Source organism: Paenibacillus sp. FA6 (assembly GCF_051550225.1).
Taxonomy (GTDB): domain Bacteria; phylum Bacillota; class Bacilli; order Paenibacillales; family Paenibacillaceae; genus Paenibacillus_AQ.
This window is the reverse complement of sequence record NZ_CP188820.1, coordinates 4,804,811-4,829,117: the sequence shown is the minus strand read 5'-3', so window position 1 is coordinate 4,829,117 and position 24,307 is coordinate 4,804,811. Positions and strand designations below refer to the sequence as shown.

The following is a 24,307-nucleotide window of genomic DNA, read 5'->3' as shown; positions in this document are numbered from 1 at the left end:
ACGGGTACCTTAAAGCGATACGAAGTATCGCTAGCATCGGAAGCATAATCTTTTTGAAGAAGGACGGCGAAGCCGTTTCTACTTGTTAAATTTATTTGAATTGAATGGGCGAACTGGATATAGTAGTACAATAGGAATGTACAGATTGGAGATTGTTCGACATATGTCACACAAAACACAAGCACTCATCAGACTTCAGAGTCGTTATGATGGGGAAGAAGTAGTGCAGGAGTTGTCTGCTGAAGTGATCGTGAAGGGCTCGGATATATATGTGCGTTACGAGGAACCCGAGAAAGGTCCACAGGGAGGCACCACCAGAACTACCATGAAGATGACAGAGAATAGAATCAAAATTATACGCCACGGTGAAGTACAATCAGAGCATTCTTTTCAACTTGGAGAGAGACTGCCTGGATTTTATCGCTCACCGTATACCACATTTAATCTTTCCACGCATACGACAGAGATGGATATGCAGCTCGAGGGAATATACGGGCATGTGAGTTGGGCATATGATTTATACGTTTATGAGGATCTCTCAGGACAATTTGCAATTCATTTACATATACAGGAGGAACTGAAATCATGATAATTAACCCCTTAGAGCAGATCAACCAGTTGGTATCGGAGGCGATTGCTGATGCTGTTGTGGCTGCTGGATTAGTCACTCGTGAGGAACTCCCAGCGGTTACGCTTGAGGTTCCAAAGGATAAGGCTCACGGAGATTTAGCTACGAATATTGCAATGCATTTGACGAAGATTGCGAAGAAGAACCCTCGGCAGATTGCAGAGGCGATCATAGGTCACATGGACTTGAAAAAGGCCAATATAGAGAAGACGGAAATTGCAGGGCCTGGGTTTATTAACTTCACCTTGCTGAAGAGCTACTTATATCCAGTGTTGCAACAGGTTCAGACTCAAGGTAGCGATTATGGTCGGAGTAACGTAGGTCAGGGGCAAAGAGTGCAGTTAGAGTTCGTTAGTGCTAACCCCACAGGAACCTTACATTTGGGACATGCTCGTGGAGCAGCGGTAGGAGACGCTTTGGGTAATGTGCTGGATTATGCTGGATACCAAGTCACTCGTGAATATTATATTAATGATGCGGGCAACCAGATCGTTAATCTATGTAAATCTATCGAGGCTCGATACCTTCAAGAGTTGGGTCAACCAGTAGAAATGCCTGAGGATGGTTATCACGGTGCAGATATTAAGGGATTTGCTAAAGATTTGGTAGCGGAGAAAGGGGATACGCTACTGTCGATGAATCCGGAGGAGCGCACAGCCTTTTTACGTACCTATGGTTTGGAGAAGGAATTGGCCAAAATCAAACGTGATCTTTCACGATTTAGAGTACATTTTGACGAATGGTTTAGCGAAACGTCACTGTATGAGAATGGACAAGTAGAGGTAGCCCTCTCCGAGTTGAAGGCAAGAGGAGAAGTCTATGAGTTGGATGAGGCGACTTGGCTACGTACAACGAATTATGGAGACGACAAGGACCGTGTATTGGTGAAGAATGACGGAACGTATACGTACCTGACGCCAGATATTGCCTACCATCGCAACAAATATAGCAGAGGGTTTGACCAGATGATCAACATTTGGGGTGCCGATCATCATGGATATATTCCACGTGTGAAGGCTGCTATGGATTCGTTAGGTTATGATTCTGGGAAATTGACCGTGTTGATTGCTCAAATGGTGAGCTTATTCCAAGACGGTGAAAAGGTGAAAATGTCTAAGCGCACAGGTAAGGCCGTTACGATGATAGATCTGATGGATGAAGTTGGTGTCGACGCCATTCGCTATTTCTTTACAATGCGCAGTATGGACTCTCACCTAGATTTCGACATGGATCTAGCTATTTCAACCTCTAATGAGAATCCTGTATTCTATGTTCAATATGCCCATGCTCGTATTTGTAGCATTTTCCGTCAGGCAGAAGAACAGGATATTACTTTGCTACCTTTATCGGATCTTGATTTGAGTGTGTTGAATACGGAGCGGGAGTATGATCTACTTCGCAAAATAGGTGAGCTACCAGAAGAGATCGCCACAGCTGCTGAGAACTATGCACCGCACCGTATGGTACGGTATGTATACGAACTCTCTTCCATGTTCCATAGTTATTACAAGGCAGAACGTGTGATCACTGAGGACGCGATGCAGACACAGGCTCGCCTTGTGTTGCTTGGTGCTGTTCGTACAGTCATTGGCAATGTACTACAAATGATTGGCGTAACTGCACCGCAAAAAATGTAAAATAATTTCACCCAAGTATGAAATATCGTTAGCATCCGAAGCAGAACCATCCTTGAAAAGGATGGTGTAGCCGTTTCTACTTGGGAGTGGAGGCTTTTCGTTGCTTGAGGCTGGCTGTTATAGGTGCTGATCCATTGGACGCACCCTTCATTCCTTCATGAAGTAGACGAAGTGCATTAACTTCGCCACCATTACGGTCAAGGCGTTGTCCTTTTCTTAAACGTAGAGGCGATGCTGTGCGCTGAAGTAGGAGCTTGATATCTAAAGGCTGCAGATTGCTATTCTGTGCAAGTAGGAGAGCGACGGCTCCGCTGACATGTGACGTAGCCATAGAGGTGCCGCTCATTTCATGATATTTACCCTGTGTCCAGGAAGATATAATTTTATCCCCAGGAGCATAGATATCAATGTACTGCCCTCGATTACTGAACGGGGCAATTCGCTTGTTGCGATCGGTTGCTCCAACAGATATCGTCTGTGAATACCGCGCAGGATAGTCAATTGATCGTCGTTTGCTGTCGTTTCCGGAAGAAGCAATAATGGGAATCCCTGCAAGGTATACTTTGTTGACCATTTCTTGCAGAGCACGACTGCGTGTTTTCATTCCGAAACTCATGTTAATGAGATGGACATGGTTACGAGCGCACCAATCAATGCCTAGAATAATATCAGACACATAGGCAGAACCATTATTGTCGAATGCTTTGACAGGATAGATGAGGGATCGAGGAGCAACCCCCATCATACCCTCTGTGCTGTTTGCGGCTGCGATCGTACCCGCAATATGCGTACCATGACCATTATCATCAAGGGGTAACATATTTCGGTTCAACAGATTAATGCCTCTGGCCAATGATTGTCGAAGGTCAGGGTGTTGGTAATCTACACCGGTATCGATGACTCCGATTTTGATGCGATATCCTGTAGAGGTTGACCAAGCTCGGTGAGCATGAATTTGCTTCACTCCATAAGGAATTCCTGGATTGACGTCGGTCTTGCTTTGAATAGCATGAATCTTTAAAGGCATATTCTGTTCGATGATCAGAGAATCCTTAAATCGATTCGCGATCTTGCTTCGACATGTTACGGGAGCAATGATCGATTTAATAAGATGGGATGATTGAATGAAGGGAATATGGACACCGTTAGCCTTTAACCTGCTTAACTCCCGTTGGCATGCATAGTAACTTTTAGGATTGAGAAAGGTCAGGATACGTTGCTCCTCGATTGGGGAGCGAGTATCCACTTCTTCAATTAACATCTGTATAAATCGAGAGTAATCCATGCTGAGTCGTCCCCCTCGTGATCAACCGTGCTGAGGTATTCTATGAACATAGAGCTCAACAGGAGTGGGAACTTGCCCTTAATTACGTAAAATAGGCACAGATTCGTTGTCAATAAGGAAGCTGTGTACATAATATAAAGAGAAGAGACCAGATATCTCTTACACACTCCCGCAAGGAGTTTCGTCCTCAGGGGAAGGATACAGTCAGAAGGCAGAGGGAGCTCTGCCTTTTTTAACATTTTTTGATGCAAGAAGTGATTGTCAAACATGGTCGTACTTGACATAGCAAACACTTGAATATAAAAACTTGCATTTTAATCCCAAATAGGTTTTACTTGATTGTGTTAACGGATATTTAGATAAATATTACGTGTATTATGCACATTGCGTGAGAGGAAGTGTTCATAAGTGAGTGCACCGCTCCTATTGAAACTTGATCCAGAAGTAATCAAAGAAATGCCGATGGTAGATTTGGCTTTTGTCATTTTAAAAACTGTTAATACGCCCTTCTATTATCTTGATCTAATGGCAGAGGTAGCGAAACAGCGTGGTCTGAATGAAAAGCAGATGAATGATCTGATTGCACAGTTATATACCGAGATCAATATTGATGGACGGTTTGCTTGTGTCGGAACTAATCTGTGGGGTTTGAAACGGTGGTATCCTGCGGATCGTTCTGAAGATCCGGTTGCTAATGCAAAGCGTCCGCGCATCATTAATGATGAAGATGATTTAGAAGACGACGACTTTGCCGAAGAAGAAGAAACATTTAGCGCTGAAGAGGCGGAAGACTTTGACAGAATTGATGAGGATCATGATGATGCTTATAGTGATTCTGAAGAAGAAGAAGAAGCTGAAGATGAAGATGTTGTAATAGAAGACGAGGATTTGGATGATGCTGACGAGGAATCTGATGAAGAATCTGATGATACCGAAGATGACGACAAATAAATGTTTAGTGAATTTATTCTCAGTTTGATGTTACAGTTGTGAATAATTTATTCCTCTCTTGACAGAGCACATGTCACGGAGTAAACTATTGCATGGGCTTATGATTGAACTTGAATAATATTTGAAATGATAAAAAGTGCCCCCGTACTACGGGTGTCACTTTTTTGTTTTTTTAGATGGGTTTGTGAATGATGTATTGCTATGTAACATCAGGAGTAAGGAATTGTATATAGGTTAGGATAAATATCATATGTCGCCTGAATTTCTGGACTTAAAATAGGAGGTTTTTTTACAGTGACAAAGTATATTTTTGTAACCGGTGGAGTTGTATCTTCCTTAGGTAAAGGGATTACCGCTGCATCACTAGGAAGATTGCTCAAGAATAGAGGATTAAAAGTAACGATTCAGAAATTTGACCCATATTTGAATATGGATCCTGGAACGATGAGTCCTTACCAGCATGGTGAAGTGTTTGTGACAGACGATGGAGCTGAGACGGATTTAGATCTTGGTCACTATGAAAGATTTATTGATATCAATTTATCTAAGAATAGTAACGTGACCACGGGTAAAATTTATTCCACGGTCATAAGCAAAGAACGTCGCGGTGAGTACTTAGGTGGAACGGTTCAAGTTATTCCTCATATTACGAATGAGATCAAAGAGCGTGTATATCGTGCAGGACGTGAGGCTGGATCTGATGTTGTCATTACTGAGATTGGTGGAACCGTAGGGGATATCGAAAGTCTTCCTTTTCTTGAAGCTATTCGCCAAATTAAGAGTGAAATCGGTCGCGAGAATGTAATGTATATTCACGTTACACTCATTCCATATATTAAGGCTGCTGGTGAAGTGAAGACGAAGCCTACTCAACATAGTGTCAAGGAATTACGTAGCATCGGTATTCAACCGAATGTGATTGTATGTCGTACGGAGCATGAACTTTCTGCAGATATGAAGGCGAAGATTGCGCTATTCTGTGATATTGATGAAGGTGCAGTCGTTGAATGCCGTGATGCAGCTACACTGTATGAAGTACCTCTTAATCTACGTGATGAAGGGCTTGACGAGATCGTTGTCAATCATTTGAAGTTGACTACCCCTTTGGCGGATATGACAGAGTGGGAAAGCCTTGTGGAGCGAATCCAGAAGCTGGATAAGACTGTTGAGATTGCTATTGTAGGTAAATACGTGGCGTTACACGATGCTTATTTGAGCGTTGTAGAATCTTTATCTCATGCAGGTTTTGATGCAAATGTTGAAGTGAAGGTCCGTTGGGTCAATGCAGAAGAAATCACAGAGAACAATGTGAACGAGATACTTCATGGTATAAGCGGTATTCTCGTACCAGGCGGATTTGGGGATCGCGGTATCGAGGGTAAGATTACGGCTATTCGATATGTTCGTGAGAACAATATTCCTTTCTTTGGAATTTGCCTTGGTATGCAAGTGGGCGTTATTGAGTACGCTCGTTCTGTTATGGGTCTTGAAGGTGCGAATAGTACAGAGATTAATCCATCAACGGAGTACCCTGTCATTGATTTGTTGCCAGAACAGAAAGATATTGAAGATCTAGGTGGTACAATGCGCTTAGGGCTATATCCTTGTAAATTGCAACCTGGATCATTAGCTATGAGCTGCTATAATGATGAATTGGTCTATGAAAGACACCGTCATCGCTACGAATTCAACAATGAATATCGTGAGGCGGTAGAACAAGCTGGGCTAGTTATATCAGGGACTTCTCCTGATGGACGTCTAGTCGAAATTGTTGAGCTTCCCGGACACCCATGGTTCTTGGCAGTGCAATTCCATCCAGAATTCGTCTCTCGCCCGAACCGTCCTCAACCATTGTTTCGTGAATTTGTTAAAGCATCTGTTAAATATCAAGGATAATCCATCATATACGAGCCTCTTTAGGACATCATTGCAAAGCTTGGGTTTTACTAAGTAGCTTTCTGCAATGAGATGACTAGAGAGGCTTTTTTTTGTTAATTCCAATGATGTTGCAGGAATTTGGACAGTAGATAGAGAATAGCACAAATTGGTACTAATTGAGAATAGAGGAAGCTGTTTTGAGAAGTAAATAGAATGGACCTTCGGGAGGGTGTTAGCAGGTGGACAAGAAGAAGTTATTAATCGTAGATGACCAGAATGGTATTCGTATTCTATTGACGGAAGTGTTCAACAGCGAAGGATATAATACGTTTCAGGCAGCGAATGGCAAACTTGCATTAGAGCTTGTTCAGCGTGAGTCACCAGATCTAGTGCTACTGGATATGAAAATACCAGGGATGGATGGGCTTGAAATTCTGAAATACATCAAAGAAATCAATGTCGATATTAACGTCATCATGATGACAGCATACGGAGAACTAGATATGATTAAAGAAGCAACGGATCTAGGTGCACTGATGCATTTCACGAAGCCTTTTGATATTGATGAAATGAGAGTGGCTGTAAATACACAGTTAAATAAACCATTGGAGAATTACAACTGACCACATCAGATTAATTACATAGGTAAGCTTAATAGACGGCATCGTACCGTCTGGTTCAACATGTTTATAACGTGGGAAATGCATGTTTAGCATTTTGGATGCGATGTGGTATAATATAGCTTGTATGAGATGTCGGATTAATAATATAGACAAAACCAACATTTTTAGGAGGATTGAAACCATGCCATTAGTATCTATGACAGACATGTTAAACAAAGCACTAAAAGGAAAGTACGCAGTGGGTCAATACAACATCAATAACCTGGAGTGGACACAAGCGATTCTTGGTGCCGCAGAAGAAGAGAAGTCACCAGTAATCCTTGGAGTTTCCGAGGGAGCAGCACGCCACATGGGCGGATTCACTACTATTGTTAAGATGGTAGAAGGACTCTTGATAGATATGAAGATCACAGTTCCTGTAGCTATTCACCTTGACCATGGTTCGAGCTTCGAGAAATGTAAAGAAGCAATCGACGCTGGATTCCCATCCGTTATGATTGATGGCTCACATAGCCCAATCGACGAAAATATCGCAATGACGAAGAAAGTCGTTGAATATGCTCACTCCAAAGGTGTTTCTGTTGAAGCAGAAGTTGGAATGGTTGGCGGTCAAGAAGATGACGTTATCGGTGATGTAATGTATGCGAAGCTTGAAGATTGCATACGTATCGTTAATGAGACTGGTATTGATACACTAGCTCCAGCACTTGGTTCAGTTCATGGACCATACAAAGGTCAACCGAACCTAGGTTTTGCACAAATGGAAGAGATTTGCAATGCAATTAGCCTTCCGCTTGTTCTTCACGGTGGTACAGGTATCCCTACACATGATATTAAAAAAGCAATCTCGTTGGGTACTTCCAAGATCAACGTGAACACAGAGAACCAAATCGTATTCGCAAAAGCAGTTCGTGAAACACTTGCTGCGAAGCCAGATGCTTATGATCCTCGTACATTTATCGTACCAGGTCGTGAAGCGATCAAACAAACAGTTATTGGTAAAATGCGTGAGTTCGGTTCTAGTAACCAAGCGTAATAACTTTCTATAATGTGCAATCAGGGCAGATGAATGAACACTGTCCAGCTGAATAGTTTGATATGGAGAGCACACCGCTAAGACGGTGTCTTTCCATTTTCATATGATGGATTGTCAAGCAATTGCGTCATGGATGGTTAATCCAACATGACCCAAAAGCTGATAGCACTTGTTGTTACTGACTGCAAAACGCGTAGGGGGACATTTAAGCTTATGGAAAAATTGATGATCACTGGTGGGCGTCCACTGCAGGGCACGGTATCCATCAGCGGCGCCAAGAACAGCGCCATTGCCTTGATTCCTGCTGCTATATTGGCAGAATCTGAAGTTGTTCTGGACAACTTGCCTCTTCTTAGTGATGTTGCGGTATTTGCTGATATTCTGGAAGAATTAGGGGCGAAGGTAACACGGGAAGGCTCTCAGATGAGAATTGACCCAACCCAGATTAAGTCTATACCGATGCCAAATGGATCAGTTAAGAAATTACGAGCCTCCTATTATATGATGGGAGCACTTCTTGGGAAATTTAAAGAAGCTACGATTGGATTGCCAGGTGGTTGCAACTTTGAACCTCGTCCAATAGATCAACATATTAAAGGATTTGAAGCTTTAGGTGCGACGGTGACGAATGAACATGGTTCTATTCACCTGTACGCTAAAGAGCTTAGAGGAGCCAAGATTTATTTAGATGTTTCTAGCGTTGGAGCCACGATTAATATTATGCTGGCTGCATCTCGAGCTATAGGTTCCACTACCATTGAAAATGCGGCTAAAGAGCCTGAGATTATAGATGTAGCAACACTCCTCAATTCCATGGGAGCCGTAATCAAAGGCGCTGGTACGGAAACGATCCGTATCGAGGGTGTCTCTGAACTTCACGGTTGCCGACATTCCATTATTCCCGATCGAATTCAAGCTGGTACTTATATGATTGCAGCGGCTGCCACGCGTGGTGATGTCGTTATTGACAATGTGATTCCGAAACATATGGAAGCGATGACTGCTAAATTGTTAGAGATGGGCGTGCGCATTGAAGAATTAGATGAGAGTATTCGCGTTATTGGTCATGCAAATTATGAATCAGTAGATGTGAAAGCTTTGGTGTACCCTGGGTTCCCCACAGATCTACAGTCACCTATGACAAGTCTTCTTACACAGGCAGATGGAGTTAGTGTACTTAGTGATTTCGTCTACAGTAGCCGATTCAAACATGTCCCTGAACTAGTTCGCATGGGAGCGAAGATTCGCGTTGAAGGACGTTCTGCTATTATTGAGGGAAGTCGTTTGAATGCTGCTAAGGTCACGGCGACCGATTTGCGTGCAGGAGCGGCACTTGTTATTGCTGGACTTACTGTTGAAGAAGGAATTACGGAAGTTAGCGGTGTGGAGTTTATTGATCGTGGATATGACTATTTGGTTGAGAACTTTCGCCGTTTAGGTGCAGAGATTTGGCGCGAAACGGAATAAAGAATAACTCCAAGAGTGAATTATAATCAACAACATATGGAATTAAAAAATTGAATAGGTGGTTATCAAATGGATCTGCAAATTTCCGATTTGGAAGAAATGAAGCTAACCGATCTGTACAAACTGGCGAAGCAATACCAGATACCGTACTATGGTCAGTTGAAGAAAAGAGAATTGATATTTGCTATTTTGCGTGAACAAGCGGAGCAAAGTGGATTGATGTTCATGGAAGGTGTACTGGAGATACTCTCAGAAGGGTATGGATTTCTTAGACCGATTAATTATCTTCCGAGTACTCAAGATATATACATTTCCGCCTCGCAAATTCGCAAGTTTGATTTACGGACAGGAGATTTAGTATCTGGTAAATGTAGAACCCCGAAAGAGAATGAACGATATTTTGGATTGCTTCAGGTTAACGCAGTAAATGGAGAGAATCCTCAGACCGCAGCAGAACGACTACATTTTCCAGCATTAACTCCTCTATATCCAGAAAAGAAAATTATACTTGAAACATCCCCAACTCATTTGTCCACACGCATTATGGATTTACTCGCACCTGTAGGTTTGGGACAACGGGGACTCATTGTAGCACCTCCAAAAGCAGGAAAAACGCTCCTCTTGAAAGAAATTGCCAACAGCATCTCAACAAACTACCCTGAAATTTCACTTTTTGTACTACTCATTGATGAGCGACCTGAAGAAGTGACGGATATGCAACGTTCTGTAAAAGGGGAAGTTATTGCTTCCACGTTTGATGAATTGCCAGAAAATCATATTAAAGTGGCAGAATTGGTCTTAGAACGTGCGTTACGGTTGGTTGAACATAAAAAGGATGTTGTCATTCTTATGGATAGTCTTACTCGGTTAGCTCGTGCATATAACTTAGTGGTTCCTCCATCTGGTCGTACACTCAGCGGAGGGATTGATCCCGCAGCATTTCATCGCCCCAAACGATTCTTTGGTGCAGCACGAAATGTGGAAGAGGGCGGTAGCTTGACCATCCTTGCAACAGCTTTGGTTGATACGGGTTCACGGATGGATGATATTATATATGAAGAATTTAAAGGTACGGGGAACATGGAACTGCATCTTGATCGTAAGTTGGCAGAACGTCGTATTTTCCCTGCAATTGATATTCGTCGTTCAGGCACACGTCGTGAGGAAGTCTTACTGAATAAGGAAGAATTAGATACAATCTGGGCTATTCGTAAGAATATGAATGATTCGATTGAATTTGTTGATGGATTCCTGAAGAAGCTACGTGACTGTAAGACAAATGACGAGTTTATTGCTTCTTTTGATGCTACATCTACAGTGAAACCGAGCAATAGTGGTGGTAGCAGTAATAGTAGTAACAGCGGTAACGGCAGTAACAGTAGCAGCAAGCCTAGCGCTGCACGTAGAACACCTCGCACGACCTCAACTTCTGTGACTTCATCGTCATAGGCTTTAACAACCCACCATGAATGGAATTTCATGTGATAAAATATAGTATTTTGTTTAGAAAAAGGAGAACATCATGTATCTGGTATATGCAGACGAACAAGGAAATGTATTTGATCATCCTACGCTCTATGGGCTTGCCCGAAGCGGCGATATGATCGTTGAAATGATGGAAGATGAGCTTATTCCATTGCCTGAGGGCGCTACATTAGTAGGGCTACCAAGTACCCGTGCCGTGGGAATGGATCCGGTAAGTGGCGAAATGATGTCCCTGCCAAACGATGCCCAGGCCGTTGGAGCGCTTCTACCGCAAGGGTATACAAGACTATGTCTTCCGGGCTATGTGAAGACGGATAAGGAGTACAAGCTACCTTTATTCGGTTATTCAGCTGTCGTATGGAAGGACGGTAAGTTCTTTGTTGCGGCCCATTTAACGGATGATCCTGAGAAATGGAATCCTTTAAATTGTGATACGGATGCTCTGAATGTCGGTGTGCAACGGTTAACTGAGAAATACCCGGATAATAGGTTGTATGCCCATTTATCAAATTGTGCTTTAGGGTATGAATGTCTCACATCGTCCAATACGTTTCTTAACCGTTGGGAAGGTGCGGTGCCCGTGTCGCACTCTTGTAATGCGGGATGCTTCGGTTGTATTTCCGAGCAACCGGATGATAGTGGCTTTGTGTCACCTCAGACCCGTATGGATTTCCGTCCGAGAGTCGATGAACTAGTAGAAGTTATGCTAGAGCACCTTAAGGCGCCTGATTCCATCGTTAGCTTCGGACAGGGCTGTGAGGGTGAACCATCAACACAAGCTAAGATTATTATCGATGCGATCCGTGAGGTTAGATCGATTACGGATATGGGTTATATCAATATTAATACGAATGCGGGACTTAGTGATCATATTCGCGGCATTGTGGATGCGGGTCTCGACCTTATGCGTGTCAGTACGATAAGCGCACTAGATGATCATTACAACGCCTACTATAAGCCGAGGGGATATAATTTGGCTAACGTAGAGAAGTCACTGCGCTATGCAACAGATCAAGGCGTCTACACTTCGATTAACTATTTGATTTTCCCTGGTGTAACAGATCGTGAAGAAGAGATCGAAGCTATGGTGGAATTCTGCCGACGTACAGGGCTGAAATTGATTCAAATGCGTAATTTGAACATTGATCCTGAAAGTTATCTGGAGATCATTCCTCCTGCACAAGGTGAGATATTAGGAATGAAACAGATGATCGATATATTTAAAGCGGAGTTACCGGATGTTGTGATCGGTTCCTTTACGCATGTTCCTCCAGCCGGTATGATCCGTCCCAAAGCAATCGTTATAAATAAATAATATATTGCACATGATAAGCTAACCTGCTAAAATGCTATTATGTGTCCTATAACTCTGTGTCCACATGAGACTCAGGGCGGAAAGAGGTGAAAGTCATGCAAGAATCAATCCAACCGAAATTTCACGTTACTACAGCAACTTGTGCTTGTGGTAATACATTTGAAGCGGGTTCTGTTAAAGAAAACCTTCGCGTAGAAATTTGCTCCAACTGCCATCCGTTCTATACTGGGAAACAAAAATTCCTGGATGCTGGTGGTCGCGTTGATAAATTTAAGAAGAAATACGGCATCTAATTTTGACGTATGCTTCTTAGCAGCTTAAGCAACCAAACATGCAAAATCCCCTACTCTTTACAGAGATAGGGGATTTTTTTTGATAGTATGCCTAGCATAGGAGTTATCTCTAGGATGAATTCTCCAAATAGTGAAGGTTAAGTAATCGCGACCCTATGGTATTCTTCCATGACATTATCGATAATTTGCTGCACAGACAAAATCTCTTTAATCTCATGCACTCTGGTCCCGGCAAAAATTAAACCATTCCGAATATCACCCCTAAGAGGGGCGAGTAAGGATTCCATGGTGCAGAATCGGTGTGAACAAACTTTAAGGCAACTATAGCATTTGGCTATTTTAAGTTTGGAATCACCACTTATCCGATCTGTAAATTCATTTCTAATCGCCCTTGCCTGTAATCCTACCGTGGTCTTAACCAAGACGGTATCTCCTTGTTGAGCGTTCACATATGTCTGTTTGAATGCCAGAGGAGCATCACATTCATTGCTGGCTACGAAACGGGTACCCATTTGAACACCAGCTGCACCGATCCGAATTGCTTTGGCAACATCTTCACCTGTCAAAATACCACCTGCGGCAATGACTGGAATAGTAACGGCTTCCACCACTTCTGGAAGAATATCAAACATGGATCTGTCTGTACCCAGATGCCCCCCGGCTTCACAACCTTCTACAACTACAGCTGAGGCGCCTAACTTTTCAGAAAGTCTAGCTAATTTGGCGGATGAAACAATAGAAATTACGGGTGTGCCATTCTCTTTTCCCCACGCATACATATCTCTAGAAATTCCAGCTCCTGAAATAATGAAATCCACTTTTTCTTCCAAAGCAGTTTTCATCTTTTCGGAAAAGTCCTTCACCGCAAATAATACGTTTACCCCGATAAATCCAATTCCTTTGGTTAGTTCCCTTGTTCTGCGAATATGCATTCTAAGTTCATCGGTGGAAATGCCTGTACCAGAAATAGTACCAATTCCACCTGCATTAGCTACGGCAGCGGCAAGCCCACTTAAGGAAATGCCAACGCCCATACCTCCTTGAATAATAGGAACTCTCGATTTAATATGCCCGAATTGGATTGTTGGTAAGTTCAATTGCACACCCCTGTTCACTGTTTTTATGAATCTTTAATAGAACTCGAAAGAGTAATATTTATAAAAAATACCACAGTTAAAAGGTTGCCGATGTGATACAACTCATGTTGGCTTAAATGCTTAGTGTAACTTAGTGTAAAAATCTAGGTCTCATTATCGGGTTGATTTTTGTACACTCATGATATATACTTGTTTTCACCGTGCTAGACGGGGAGGTAGCGGTGCCCTGTAACTCGCAATCCGCTGTAGCGAGGTTGAATTCCCGTTAGAGGTTTTGTTGATGTAAGGTCTTGGTCCCTGTGTGCTATGTTGACAGTTGGGTCCTTCGCAATGAGTGCTTGTGAACCTGGTCAGGTCCGGAAGGAAGCAGCCATAAGCAAGTTACTCTTGTGCCGAAGGGAAGCCTAGCTCGAGTAGCTACACAGGGTTGCCGCTTGGATCGCAATTATCAATAACGGGTGCACGGTCTTGTTATTCATATTAGAAATTTACTTGCATCTTTGCCACTCGGTGAAGGTGCTTTTTCAAAATATAAGAAAGTGTAAGTTTCACTTGATACTCTAGTTCTTATATTTCAGTGGAGACGGATACCATCCTTGAAAAAAGGACGGTATCCGTCTCCACTTGTTTATTTAAATATAAGTTCTGTGAATTGAAGTTTTGCAGAGGACGGGAATATAGTATACTAATGAAGCGACTAAGCGTCATGAAGTGGAAGTTGAAAGAGGGTAAAGCAAAGTGGAACATATAGCGCTGTATCGTGCTTGGCGGCCGCAGTCTTTTCAAGACATGGTGGGACAACAGCATATTATTCAAACGCTGCAGAACGCAATACGTGAACAGCGAGTTTCTCATGCCTACCTGTTCAGCGGGCCACGGGGGACTGGGAAGACAAGTGCGGCTAAAATTCTAGCAAAAGCGGTAAACTGCGAGCGAGGACCTGAGCCAGAACCTTGCAATGAGTGTGAATCCTGTCGTCGGATAACGGCTGGAGCGGTCATGGATGTTCAAGAGATTGATGCCGCATCCAACCGGGGTGTGGATGAAATCCGTGATTTGCGTGAGAAGGTTAAATATGCGCCTACGGAAGTTAGACAAAAGGTTTATATTATTGATGAAGTGCATATGCTGACGACGGAAGCCTTTAATGCTTTGTTGAAGACATTAGAGGAGCCACCTCCGCATGTGATGTTTATTCTGGCGACGACAGAACCGCATAAGCTACCGGCAACGATTATTTCGCGGTGTCAGCGTTTTGACTTCCGTAGAGTATCTCTTGATGAACAGACAGAGAGGTTGCGTCGTATTTGCGAAGAAGAAGGTATTAAGGCAGAAGATGATGCACTCCAATACATTGCCCGATTATCGGATGGTGGGATGCGGGATGCGCTTAGTATCCTGGATCAAATTGCATCCTTTACAGAGGACGTTGTATCCTATCAGCAGGTTCTGAATATGACGGGTGGCATTGCCTCTGAACAGTTCGGACTATTGGCTCAGGGACTAATTAATGGAGATATTGGCTTGGTGCTACAGATGGTAGAGGATTTCATGCAGGAGGGTAAGAGTGCAGATAAGTGCATGGAGAACCTGCTGTTCTATTTCCGAGATCTACTGATGATCAAGATGGTTCCACATGCGGATAAGTTGACGGATAGGGTGTTGAATCCGCAAGAGTATAAAGAAATGGCAGAGACGTTCTCTCGAGAGCAATTATTCCAAATGATTGATATTTTGAATCACTATCAAAGTGAGATGAAATATGCTTCACAACCGCAGATGCTATTTGAAGTGGCGCTTCTCAAGTTATGCAACATACCGCAGGGTGCTCAAGAGTTGGTTAAGATGGAGTTCTCCAATGAAAGACCGCACGCTTCCTTACCCGCGGATTCAGGAGAGATAGTCCTTCTGAAACAGCAGGTGGTCGCACTTGAGAAGAAGCTTGAACGTTTCATGCAATCAGGAGGGGCTCCTTCGGGTAGTGGTCGTGATTCTAGTGCCAGTGCGAGACCGTCTGGAGGGATGTCCCCATCACGGGTATCTTCGACCACGAAGCTTCCTCAACATTTGGATCAATACTTGGTTCATATGAATAGTGACCCGTTCACCGCCATTCAGAAACAGTGGGGCCATATTCTTCAAGGAGTTAAAGAGGAGAAAGTCACCGTCCATGCTTGGTTTATGGATGGAGAACCCGTGTCCATTCTTGACGATGCTATTCTGGTGGCCTTTAAGAATACGATCCACCGAGAGACAACTGAGAAACCGACGAACAGGCAGGTTATTGAGCATGTGATGGAGTCGAAGCTTGGGAAACCTTATCGCTTGGTTACGATTATGCAGCGAGACTGGATGAAAGAGATCGAAGGATCTACTCAGAAGGCCAAAGAAGAACTCAAGCTAGAGCATGAGCATGAAGAACCGAAATCAGAGCCATGGATTGACGAGGCTCTTCAATTATTTGGAGAAGACCTTGTAATCATAAAAGAATAGCACGAAGAAGTGCATCCAAAAAGGAGAGATACTCATGAATAATATGAATCAAATGATGAAACAAGTGAAGAAAATGCAAGAGCAAATGTTGAAAGCGCAAGAAGGGCTTGCTACGAAGATGGTGGAAGGTAGTTCTGGTGGAGGTGTAGTCACCGCGGAAGTGAATGGACATAAGAAATTGATATCCATTACAATTAAGCCGGAAGCGGTTGATCCGGAAGATGTTGAAATGCTGCAGGATCTGGTGATGACAGCGGTGAATGATGCCCTGACTAAAGCGGATGAGCTTGCCAACGACGATATGGGTAAATTCACAGGCGGAATGAAGATCCCAGGCCTGTTCTAATTTCACAGCAGAAGGAGATTTTTAGTTTTGTATTATCCCGAACCTATTGCAAGGCTGATCGAATCATTTACGCGGCTACCGGGTATTGGTCCAAAGACAGCAAGTCGGTTGGCATTTCATGTCATTACGATGAAGGAAGACGATGTGATTGATTTCGCTAAGGCGCTCGTTAGTGTAAAGAGGAACCTTCACTACTGTTCTATTTGCTGCAACATTACGGATACGGACCCTTGTCGTATATGTCAGGATAAGACACGTGATCCATCTGTCATCTGTGTCGTTCAAGATCACAAGGATGTCGTAGCCATGGAACGAACTAAGGAGTTTAATGGATATTATCATATTCTTCAAGGTGCAATATCTCCTATGGAGGGGATCGGTCCTGATGACATTCGTCTAAAGGAACTGTTGAATAGACTCAGTGATGAGCGAGTGACGGAACTTATTCTGGCCACGAATGCTAATATTGAGGGCGAAGCAACATCGATGTATGTTTCCAGGTTGATTCGCCCCTTTGGTATTAAAGTGACCCGTATTGCGCATGGGTTACCTGTAGGCGGAGATTTGGAATATGCGGATGAAGTGACCTTATCCAAGGCATTGGAAGGTCGGCGTGAGATACACTGATTCTAATATGAATGCTGAGAAGTCCTGTGAAGGGCTTCTTTTTTATATAGTAAGAAAGCATAAGTTTCACTTAATACTTTAATTCTTATATTTCCGCTGAAACGGGTGCCGTCCTTGAAAAAGGACAGCATAGCCGTTTCTACTTGGTTCTAAGATTGTCCTTTTCTCGATAAGTATGTAGTAGGAGATACGAGAGAGAAGGGGGATTTGCATTATGAAAGGGATGAAGAGGTATTGGGCTAGCGTGTTTAAAAAGGGTGAGTTCGCTAGGGATGAGGTACACGGTGAACTCTATAGGGATATTGCCGAGGCGCTCATTCGCTGGGAAGAGGCACGTATGTATTTTGAAGAAGCAGTGGGTAAAGATCAGGTGGACTATGCTATTTATATGTTAGAAGCGGCTGAGCTTAGATATCAAATACACTTGAAGAAAGCAAAAACTTTAGGGATAGATCGTAGACCTTTTTCAGTGGAGAAGCAAATGGTGGGTAGCATCGTAGATCATTCTGTATAAAGGTTATCAAGAAAGGAGAATAAATTTAGATGAAATGGATCGTAATAGGTATTCTTATCGTGTCTTTATGTGCTTTGACGTATATTGTGATTAAGAAGAAGTTGGGTTTCGGTTGGTTAACTGTATTTGGAACACATATGGTATTAGCTTCACTTGGAATATATCTAGTTAACTTCTCAGGATTGATGACGGCTGTATATATTCCTTTAAACCCGGTTACTATCGGAACTGTCACGATATTAGGGCTTCCTGGGGTGGCTCTTTTGTATGGTTTGAAAATATTTATAATGAAGAGTTGACGTCTGATGTGCTGATGTGTTACATTATAAATCGCCCCATTGAAAGGCAGACAAGCTTGCTGAAAGGCATAAATAATCGATTGAAAATATCGAAAAATAAAGCTTGACGAAATGCTGGGCAGCATGATATATTATAGAAGTTGTCGCTGAGAGAAACTGGCGATTAACGAAAGAGAAATTGATCTTTGAAAACTGAACAACGAGTGAGTGGTTTTCACGAAAGTGAGAACAAACAAATGAGAAATCATTTGGATTGAGAATGAATAATTCTCGTCAGTATGTTTCAAAATGAGCATAATCGCTCTTTTCATTAACTTGGAGAGTTTGATCCTGGCTCAGGACGAACGCTGGCGGCGTGCCTAATACATGCAAGTCGAGCGGAGATTTCAGAAGTGCTTGCACTTCTGGGATTTCAGCGGCGGACGGGTGAGTAACACGTAGGTAACCTGCCTGTAAGACTGGGATAACTATCGGAAACGGTAGCTAATACCGGATAACTTATTTCTTCACATGAAGAGATACTGAAAGGCGGAGTAATCTGCCACTTATAGATGGACCTGCGGCGCATTAGCTAGTTGGTGAGGTAATGGCTCACCAAGGCGACGATGCGTAGCCGACCTGAGAGGGTGAACGGCCACACTGGGACTGAGACACGGCCCAGACTCCTACGGGAGGCAGCAGTAGGGAATCTTCCGCAATGGACGAAAGTCTGACGGAGCAACGCCGCGTGAGTGATGAAGGTTTTCGGATCGTAAAGCTCTGTTGCCAGGGAAGAACACTTGGGAGAGTAACTGCTCTCAAGGTGACGGTACCTGAGAAGAAAGCCCCGGCTAACTACGTGCCAGCAGCCGCGGTAATACGTAGGGGGCAAGCGTTGTCCGGAATTATTGGGCGTAAAGCGCGCGCAGGCGGTCATTTAAGTTTGGTGTTTAATTCCAGGGCTCAACCCTGGGTCGCACTGAAAACTGGGTGACTTGAGTACAGAAGAGGAGAGTGGAATTCCACGTGTAGCGGTGAAATGCGTAGATATGTGGAGGAACACCAGTGGCGAAGGCGACTCTCTGGGCTGTAACTGACGCTGAGGCGCGAAAGCGTGGGTAGCAAACAGGATTAGATACCCTGGTAGTCCACGCCGTAAACGATGAGTGCTAGGTGTTAGGGGTTTCGATACCCTTGGTGCCGAAGTTAACACATTAAGCACTCCGCCTGGGGAGTACGGTCGCAAGACTGAAACTCAAAGGAATTGACGGGGACCCGCACAAGCAGTGGAGTATGTGGTTTAATTCGAAGCAACGCGAAGAACCTTACCAGGTCTTGACATCCCTCTGAATCCACTAGAGATAGTGGCGGCCTTCGGGACAGAGGAGACAGGTGGTGCATGGTTGTCGTCAGCTCGTGTCGTGAGATGTTGGGTTAAGTCCCGCAACGAGCGCAACCCTTATGCTTAGTTGCCAGCACATTATGGTGGGCACTCTAAGCAGACTGCCGGTGACAAACCGGAGGAAGGTGGGGATGACGTCAAATCATCATGCCCCTTATGACCTGGGCTACACACGTACTACAATGGCCGGTACAACGGGCTGCGAAATCGCGAGATGGAGCCAATCCCAACAAAGCCGGTCTCAGTTCGGATTGCAGGCTGCAACCCGCCTGCATGAAGTCGGAATTGCTAGTAATCGCGGATCAGCATGCCGCGGTGAATACGTTCCCGGGTCTTGTACACACCGCCCGTCACACCACGAGAGTTTACAACACCCGAAGTCGGTGGGGTAACCCGCAAGGGAGCCAGCCGCCGAAGGTGGGGTAGATGATTGGGGTGAAGTCGTAACAAGGTAGCCGTATCGGAAGGTGCGGCTGGATCACCTCCTTTCTATGGAGAATCGTTTCCTGAGACGGAAACATTCGAACACGGTGACTACGGTCACCGTAAGACTTTACAATGTAAAGTCGCACACTCACTCGTTGTCAGTTTTGAAAGAGCAATTATTCTTTCAGCATTGCGTTTGGTAGCGATAGCGGAAGGGTTCCACGCGTACCCATCCCGAACACGACCGTTAAGCCTTCCAGCGCCGATGGTACTTGGACCGCAGGGTCCTGGGAGAGTAGGACGCTGCCAAGCGCAACCCTTATGGGTATATCCCATAAGAGTTTTTTATTCTTAAGGGCCCTTAGCTCAGTTGGTTAGAGCGCACCTCTGATAAGGGTGAGGTCGGTGGTTCGAGTCCACCAGGGCCCACCATATGTTTTTTATAACTTTATACTGTGGGGCCTTAGCTCAGCTGGGAGAGCGCCTGCCTTGCAAGCAGGAGGTCAGCGGTTCGATCCCGCTAGGCTCCACCAAACTATTTAATTGTTCCTTGAAAACTAGATAACGAACGAATTTGTAAGTTAGAATGAACATTCTTTTTATCTACGTTTTGTTAACTTGTTAACGAAACAAAGTGTAAAAGTAGCTAGCGAGTATTCAGTTTACTGAATACGGACTAAAAATGTACGTGCGAATTTGGTGTGATGATCGATCCTTTGGAAGTTTGTTTCAACCGTTTACGGGGGAAATAAGCGGACAACAGAGCGAGCAGCGCAACAAAAGAGCAACGTGGTTAAGCTACTAAGAGCACACGGAGGATGCCTAGGCACTAGGAGTCGATGAAGGACGTGGCGAACAACGAAACTGCCTCGGGGAGCTGTAAGCAAGCTTTGATCCGGGGGTGTCCGAATGGGGAAACCCGGCTGTGTTAATACGCAGTCACTCCTACCTGAATACATAGGGTAGGTAGAGACAGACCAGGGGAACTGAAACATCTAAGTACCCTGAGGAAGAGAAAACAATAGTGATTCCGTCAGTAGCGGCGAGCGAACGCGGATTAGCCCAAACCAAGGAGCTTGCTCCTTGGGGTTGTGGGACGTCTCACACGGAGTTACAAAGGAATATATTAAGCGAAGAGGTCTGGAAAGGCCCGGCATAGAAGGTAAAAGCCCTGTAGCTGAAAGTATATTCTCTCCGAGACGTATCCCGAGTAGTGCGGGGCACGTGAAACCCCGTATGAATCCAGCAGGACCATCTGCTAAGGCTAAATACTCCCTAGTGACCGATAGTGAAACAGTACCGTGAGGGAAAGGTGAAAAGCACCCCGGAAGGGGAGTGAAATAGAACCTGAAACCGTGTGCTTACAAAAAGTCAGAGCCCGTTCTATGGGTGATGGCGTGCCTTTTGTAGAATGAACCGGCGAGTTACGTTCCCGTGCAAGGTTAAGCTGAGAAGGCGGAGCCGCAGCGAAAGCGAGTCTGAATAGGGCGAAATTTAGTACGTGGACGTAGACCCGAAACCGAGTGATCTACCCCTGTCCAGGGTGAAGGTGCGGTAACACGCACTGGAGGCCCGAACCCACGCATGTTGAAAAATGCGGGGATGAGGTGGGGGTAGCGGAGAAATTCCAATCGAACTCGGAGATAGCTGGTTCTCCCCGAAATAGCTTTAGGGCTAGCCTCGGAATGAAGAGTCGTGGAGGTAGAGCACTGATTGGGTGCGGGGCCCGCAAGGGTTACCAAGCTCAGTCAAACTCCGAATGCCATGTACTTATATCCGGGAGTCAGACAGTGAGTGCTAAGATCCATTGTCGAAAGGGAAACAGCCCAGACCATCAGCTAAGGTCCCCAAGTGTGTGTTGAGTGGAAAAGGATGTGGAGTTGCACAGACAACCAGGATGTTGGCTTAGAAGCAGCCATCATTGAAAGAGTGCGTAATAGCTCACTGGTCGAGTGACTCTGCGCCGAAAATGTAACGGGGCTAAACACACCACCGAAGCTATGGCTTGATACTATGTATCAGGGGTAGGGGAGCGTTGTATAGAGGTTGAAGGTGTACCGTGAGGAGCGCTGGACACTATACAAGTGAGAATGCCGGTATAAGTAACGAAAAGATCAGTGAGAATCTGATCCGCCGAAAGCCCAAGGTTTCCTGAGGAAGGCTCGTCCTCTCAGGGTAAGTCGGGACCTAACGCGAGGCCGAAAGGCGTAGTGGATGGACAACAGGTTGAAATTCCTGTACCACCGTAATCCGTTATGAGTAATGGGGTGACGCAGTAGGGTAGTGACGCGGACTGATGGAATAGTCCGTCTAAGCAGTGAGGCTTGTGTGTAGGCAAATCCGCACACTATAAGGCTAGGCTGTGATGGGGAGCGAAAATTATAGTAGCGAAGGTCATGATCTCAGACTGCCAAGAAAAGCCTCTAACCAGGAGAAGGTGCCCGTACCGCAAACCGACACAGGTAGGCGAGAAGAGTATTCTAAGGCGCGCGGAAGAACTCTCGTTAAGGAACTCGGCAAAATGACCCCGTAACTTCGGGAGAAGGGGTGCCCCGGTAGTGTGAATAGCACGAGGGGGCCGCAGTGAAAAGGCCCAAGCGACTGTTTAGCAAAAACACAGGTCTGTGCGAAGCCGTAAGGCGAAGTATACGGGCTGACGCCTGCCCGGTGCTGGAAGGTTAAGGGGAGTGGTTAGGGGTAACCCGAAGCTATGAACCGAAGCCCCAGTAAACGGCGGCCGTAACTATAACGGTCCTAAGGTAGCGAAATTCCTTGTCAGGTAAATTCTGACCCGCACGAATGGCGTAACGATTTGGGCGCTGTCTCAACGAGAGATCCGGTGAAATTTTAATACCTGTGAAGATGCAGGTTACCCGCGACAAGACGGAAAGACCCCATGGAGCTTTACTGCAGCTTGATATTGGATTTGGGTACGATCTGTACAGGATAGGTGGGAGCCTGAGAAATAGGAGCGCAAGCTTCTATGGAGGCATCGTTGGGATACCACCCTGATCGTATCTAGGTTCTAACCTAGGACCGTAAACCGGTTCGGGGACAGTGTCTGGTGGGCAGTTTGACTGGGGCGGTCGCCTCCTAAAGAGTAACGGAGGCGCCCCAAGGTTCCCTCAGAATGGTTGGAAATCATTCGAAGAGTGCAAAGGCAGAAGGGAGCTTGACTGCGAGACCTACAAGTCGAGCAGGGACGAAAGTCGGGCTTAGTGATCCGGTGGTACCGCATGGAAGGGCCATCGCTCAACGGATAAAAGCTACCCTGGGGATAACAGGCTTATCTCCCCCAAGAGTCCACATCGACGGGGAGGTTTGGCACCTCGATGTCGGCTCATCGCATCCTGGGGCTGAAGTAGGTCCCAAGGGTTGGGCTGTTCGCCCATTAAAGCGGTACGCGAGCTGGGTTCAGAACGTCGTGAGACAGTTCGGTCCCTATCTGTCGTGGGCGCAGGAAATTTGAGAGGAGCTGTCCTTAGTACGAGAGGACCGGGATGGACGCACCTCTGGTGTACCAGTTGTTCCGCCAGGAGCATAGCTGGGTAGCTACGTGCGGACGGGATAAGCGCTGAAAGCATCTAAGCGTGAAGCCCCCCTCAAGATGAGATTTCCCAATTAGTAAGACCCCTTGAAGACTACGAGGTAGATAGGTTGGAGGTGGAAGCGCAGCAATGTGCGGAGCTGACCAATACTAATCGGTCGAGGGCTTATCCTAACAAATGTTTAACGGTTGAAGTGTATACTTCATACTTTCTAACACAAATTCGTTCGTATCTAGTTTTCAGGGAATTATTCTCTGATTCATGATTTATTTGGAGAGATACCCAAGTGGCTATAAGGGGACCCTCTGCTAAGGGGTTAGACTGTGTAAACGGTGCGTGGGTTCGAATCCCACTCTCTCCGCCATTGATTTATCATGAATAGCAAGAAATATATATGTGGCGGTGTAGCTCAGCTGGCTAGAGCGTACGGTTCATACCCGTGAGGTCGGGGGTTCGATCCCCTTCGCCGCTACCATACATACCCAGGAGGCTTAGCTCAGCTGGGAGAGCATCTGCCTTACAAGCAGAGGGTCGGGGGTTCGATCCCCTCAGCCTCCACCATTATTTTTGATGGATGCATTCATAATATGGAATAATATTCTTGCCGTTGTAGCTCAACTGGTAGAGCAACTGACTTGTAATCAGTAGGTTGGGGGTTCAAGTCCTCTCGACGGCACCATTTTTTCTAAAAAGTGTGGAACCGTGGTGTAGTTGGCCTAACATGCCTGCCTGTCACGCAGGAGATCGCGGGTTCGAATCCCGTCGGTTCCGCCATTTTTTTGTTTAAATAATATTGATGTGGCTCGGTAGCTCAGTCGGTAGAGCAGAGGACTGAAAATCCTCGTGTCGGCGGTTCGATTCCGTTCCGAGCCACCTTTTTTCTGCGGAGGATTAGTGAAGTGGCTAAACACGGCAGACTGTAAATCTGCTCTCATTCGAGTTCGGTGGTTCGAATCCATCATCCTCCATTCTTAGTAC

At 45.0% G+C, this 24,307-nt stretch carries 17 protein-coding genes, 9 tRNA genes, 3 rRNA genes and 1 other RNA gene; 28 read left to right on the top strand and 2 right to left on the bottom strand.

Annotated features, from left to right (window positions below):
* The first annotated feature begins 163 nt into the window (after positions 1–163).
* Positions 164–589 carry a DUF1934 domain-containing protein gene (locus ACP8HI_RS21940; protein WP_438348253.1) on the top strand — a complete coding sequence of 142 codons (426 nt, stop codon included), beginning with the start codon at positions 164–166 and terminating at the stop codon, positions 587–589.
* Complete coding sequence (argS, locus tag ACP8HI_RS21935) at positions 586–2,265, top strand: arginine--tRNA ligase (protein ID WP_438348252.1); 1,680 nt, start codon at positions 586–588, stop codon at positions 2,263–2,265. Before ACP8HI_RS21940 ends, argS begins: the two co-directional genes overlap by 4 nt.
* A 76-nt stretch (positions 2,266–2,341) precedes the next feature.
* Here the strand turns inward: argS and ACP8HI_RS21930 are convergent, their stop codons facing one another.
* Complete coding sequence (locus ACP8HI_RS21930) at positions 2,342–3,550, bottom strand: S8 family peptidase (protein ID WP_438348251.1); 1,209 nt, start codon at positions 3,548–3,550, stop codon at positions 2,342–2,344.
* Between the two features lie 408 nt (positions 3,551–3,958).
* On the opposite strand from ACP8HI_RS21930, the gene rpoE reads away from it, so the two are divergent.
* The 8 genes from rpoE to rpmE all read left to right on the top strand — a co-directional run bounded on the left by rpoE (position 3,959) and on the right by rpmE (position 12,598).
* Entirely contained in the window at positions 3,959–4,501 is a 543-nt protein-coding gene (gene rpoE / locus ACP8HI_RS21925; protein ID WP_438348250.1) for a DNA-directed RNA polymerase subunit delta, read from the top strand.
* A 294-nt stretch (positions 4,502–4,795) separates the two neighbouring features.
* Entirely contained in the window at positions 4,796–6,397 is a 1,602-nt protein-coding gene (locus tag ACP8HI_RS21920) for a CTP synthase (protein ID WP_438348249.1), read from the top strand.
* Positions 6,398–6,618: 221 nt separating this feature from the next.
* Entirely contained in the window at positions 6,619–7,002 is a 384-nt protein-coding gene (locus ACP8HI_RS21915; protein WP_438348248.1) for a response regulator, read from the top strand.
* A 181-nt stretch (positions 7,003–7,183) separates the two neighbouring features.
* Positions 7,184–8,038: a class II fructose-1,6-bisphosphate aldolase gene (gene fba / locus ACP8HI_RS21910; RefSeq protein WP_438348247.1), complete on the top strand. Its 855-nt coding sequence runs from the start codon at positions 7,184–7,186 to the stop codon at positions 8,036–8,038.
* A gap of 213 nt (positions 8,039–8,251) precedes the next feature.
* Complete coding sequence (locus tag ACP8HI_RS21905) at positions 8,252–9,505, top strand: UDP-N-acetylglucosamine 1-carboxyvinyltransferase (RefSeq protein WP_438348246.1); 1,254 nt, start codon at positions 8,252–8,254, stop codon at positions 9,503–9,505.
* A gap of 69 nt (positions 9,506–9,574) precedes the next feature.
* A complete protein-coding gene (gene rho / locus ACP8HI_RS21900; protein WP_438348245.1) occupies positions 9,575–10,954 on the top strand; it encodes a transcription termination factor Rho in 1,380 nt (459 codons plus the stop codon).
* Positions 10,955–11,027: 73 nt separating this feature from the next.
* On the top strand, positions 11,028–12,305 hold the full coding sequence (locus ACP8HI_RS21895) for a radical SAM protein (RefSeq protein WP_438348244.1): 1,278 nt from the start codon (positions 11,028–11,030) through the stop codon (positions 12,303–12,305).
* Between the two features lie 95 nt (positions 12,306–12,400).
* Positions 12,401–12,598 (top strand): 50S ribosomal protein L31, encoded by a 198-nt coding sequence (gene rpmE / locus ACP8HI_RS21890; protein ID WP_438348243.1) that lies wholly within the window; start codon positions 12,401–12,403, stop codon positions 12,596–12,598.
* 137 nt (positions 12,599–12,735) lie between these two features.
* Here the strand turns inward: rpmE and ACP8HI_RS21885 are convergent, their stop codons facing one another.
* Positions 12,736–13,695 carry an NAD(P)H-dependent flavin oxidoreductase gene (locus tag ACP8HI_RS21885; RefSeq protein ID WP_438348242.1) on the bottom strand — a complete coding sequence of 320 codons (960 nt, stop codon included), beginning with the start codon at positions 13,693–13,695 and terminating at the stop codon, positions 12,736–12,738.
* Between the two features lie 198 nt (positions 13,696–13,893).
* On the opposite strand from ACP8HI_RS21885, the gene ffs reads away from it, so the two are divergent.
* From ffs to ACP8HI_RS21795, 18 genes are all read left to right on the top strand, one after another.
* Positions 13,894–14,161, top strand: an RNA gene (gene ffs, locus ACP8HI_RS21880) — signal recognition particle sRNA large type.
* Between the two features lie 272 nt (positions 14,162–14,433).
* Positions 14,434–16,188, top strand: a complete 1,755-nt coding sequence (dnaX, locus tag ACP8HI_RS21875; protein WP_438348241.1) for a DNA polymerase III subunit gamma/tau — start codon at positions 14,434–14,436, stop codon at positions 16,186–16,188.
* A 34-nt stretch (positions 16,189–16,222) separates the two neighbouring features.
* Positions 16,223–16,534 carry a YbaB/EbfC family nucleoid-associated protein gene (locus tag ACP8HI_RS21870; RefSeq protein WP_438348240.1) on the top strand — a complete coding sequence of 104 codons (312 nt, stop codon included), beginning with the start codon at positions 16,223–16,225 and terminating at the stop codon, positions 16,532–16,534.
* Between the two features lie 27 nt (positions 16,535–16,561).
* Positions 16,562–17,161, top strand: a complete 600-nt coding sequence (recR, locus tag ACP8HI_RS21865; protein WP_438348239.1) for a recombination mediator RecR — start codon at positions 16,562–16,564, stop codon at positions 17,159–17,161.
* Positions 17,162–17,375: 214 nt separating this feature from the next.
* Positions 17,376–17,675: a hypothetical protein gene (locus tag ACP8HI_RS21860; RefSeq protein ID WP_438348238.1), complete on the top strand. Its 300-nt coding sequence runs from the start codon at positions 17,376–17,378 to the stop codon at positions 17,673–17,675.
* A 29-nt stretch (positions 17,676–17,704) separates the two neighbouring features.
* Positions 17,705–17,974: a pro-sigmaK processing inhibitor BofA family protein gene (locus ACP8HI_RS21855; RefSeq protein WP_438348237.1), complete on the top strand. Its 270-nt coding sequence runs from the start codon at positions 17,705–17,707 to the stop codon at positions 17,972–17,974.
* 312 nt (positions 17,975–18,286) lie between these two features.
* Positions 18,287–19,844 (top strand): 16S ribosomal RNA (locus ACP8HI_RS21850).
* 132 nt (positions 19,845–19,976) lie between these two features.
* Positions 19,977–20,093 (top strand): 5S ribosomal RNA (gene rrf / locus ACP8HI_RS21845).
* Between the two features lie 43 nt (positions 20,094–20,136).
* A tRNA-Ile gene (locus ACP8HI_RS21840) sits at positions 20,137–20,213 on the top strand.
* 25 nt (positions 20,214–20,238) lie between these two features.
* A tRNA-Ala gene (locus ACP8HI_RS21835) sits at positions 20,239–20,314 on the top strand.
* Positions 20,315–20,572: 258 nt separating this feature from the next.
* A 23S ribosomal RNA gene (locus ACP8HI_RS21830) occupies positions 20,573–23,502 on the top strand.
* The 16S, 23S and 5S rRNA genes sit together here with 9 tRNA genes alongside, the layout of an rRNA operon.
* Positions 23,503–23,601: 99 nt before the next feature.
* Positions 23,602–23,693: transfer RNA gene (locus tag ACP8HI_RS21825), tRNA-Ser, on the top strand.
* 34 nt (positions 23,694–23,727) lie between these two features.
* Positions 23,728–23,804 (top strand) — tRNA-Met (locus ACP8HI_RS21820).
* Positions 23,805–23,814: 10 nt separating this feature from the next.
* A tRNA-Val gene (locus tag ACP8HI_RS21815) sits at positions 23,815–23,890 on the top strand.
* A gap of 42 nt (positions 23,891–23,932) precedes the next feature.
* Positions 23,933–24,008: transfer RNA gene (locus ACP8HI_RS21810), tRNA-Thr, on the top strand.
* Between the two features lie 17 nt (positions 24,009–24,025).
* A tRNA-Asp gene (locus ACP8HI_RS21805) sits at positions 24,026–24,103 on the top strand.
* A gap of 26 nt (positions 24,104–24,129) precedes the next feature.
* A tRNA-Phe gene (locus tag ACP8HI_RS21800) sits at positions 24,130–24,202 on the top strand.
* A 12-nt stretch (positions 24,203–24,214) separates the two neighbouring features.
* Positions 24,215–24,297, top strand: a tRNA-Tyr gene (locus tag ACP8HI_RS21795).
* Positions 24,298–24,307: the final 10 nt, after the last annotated feature.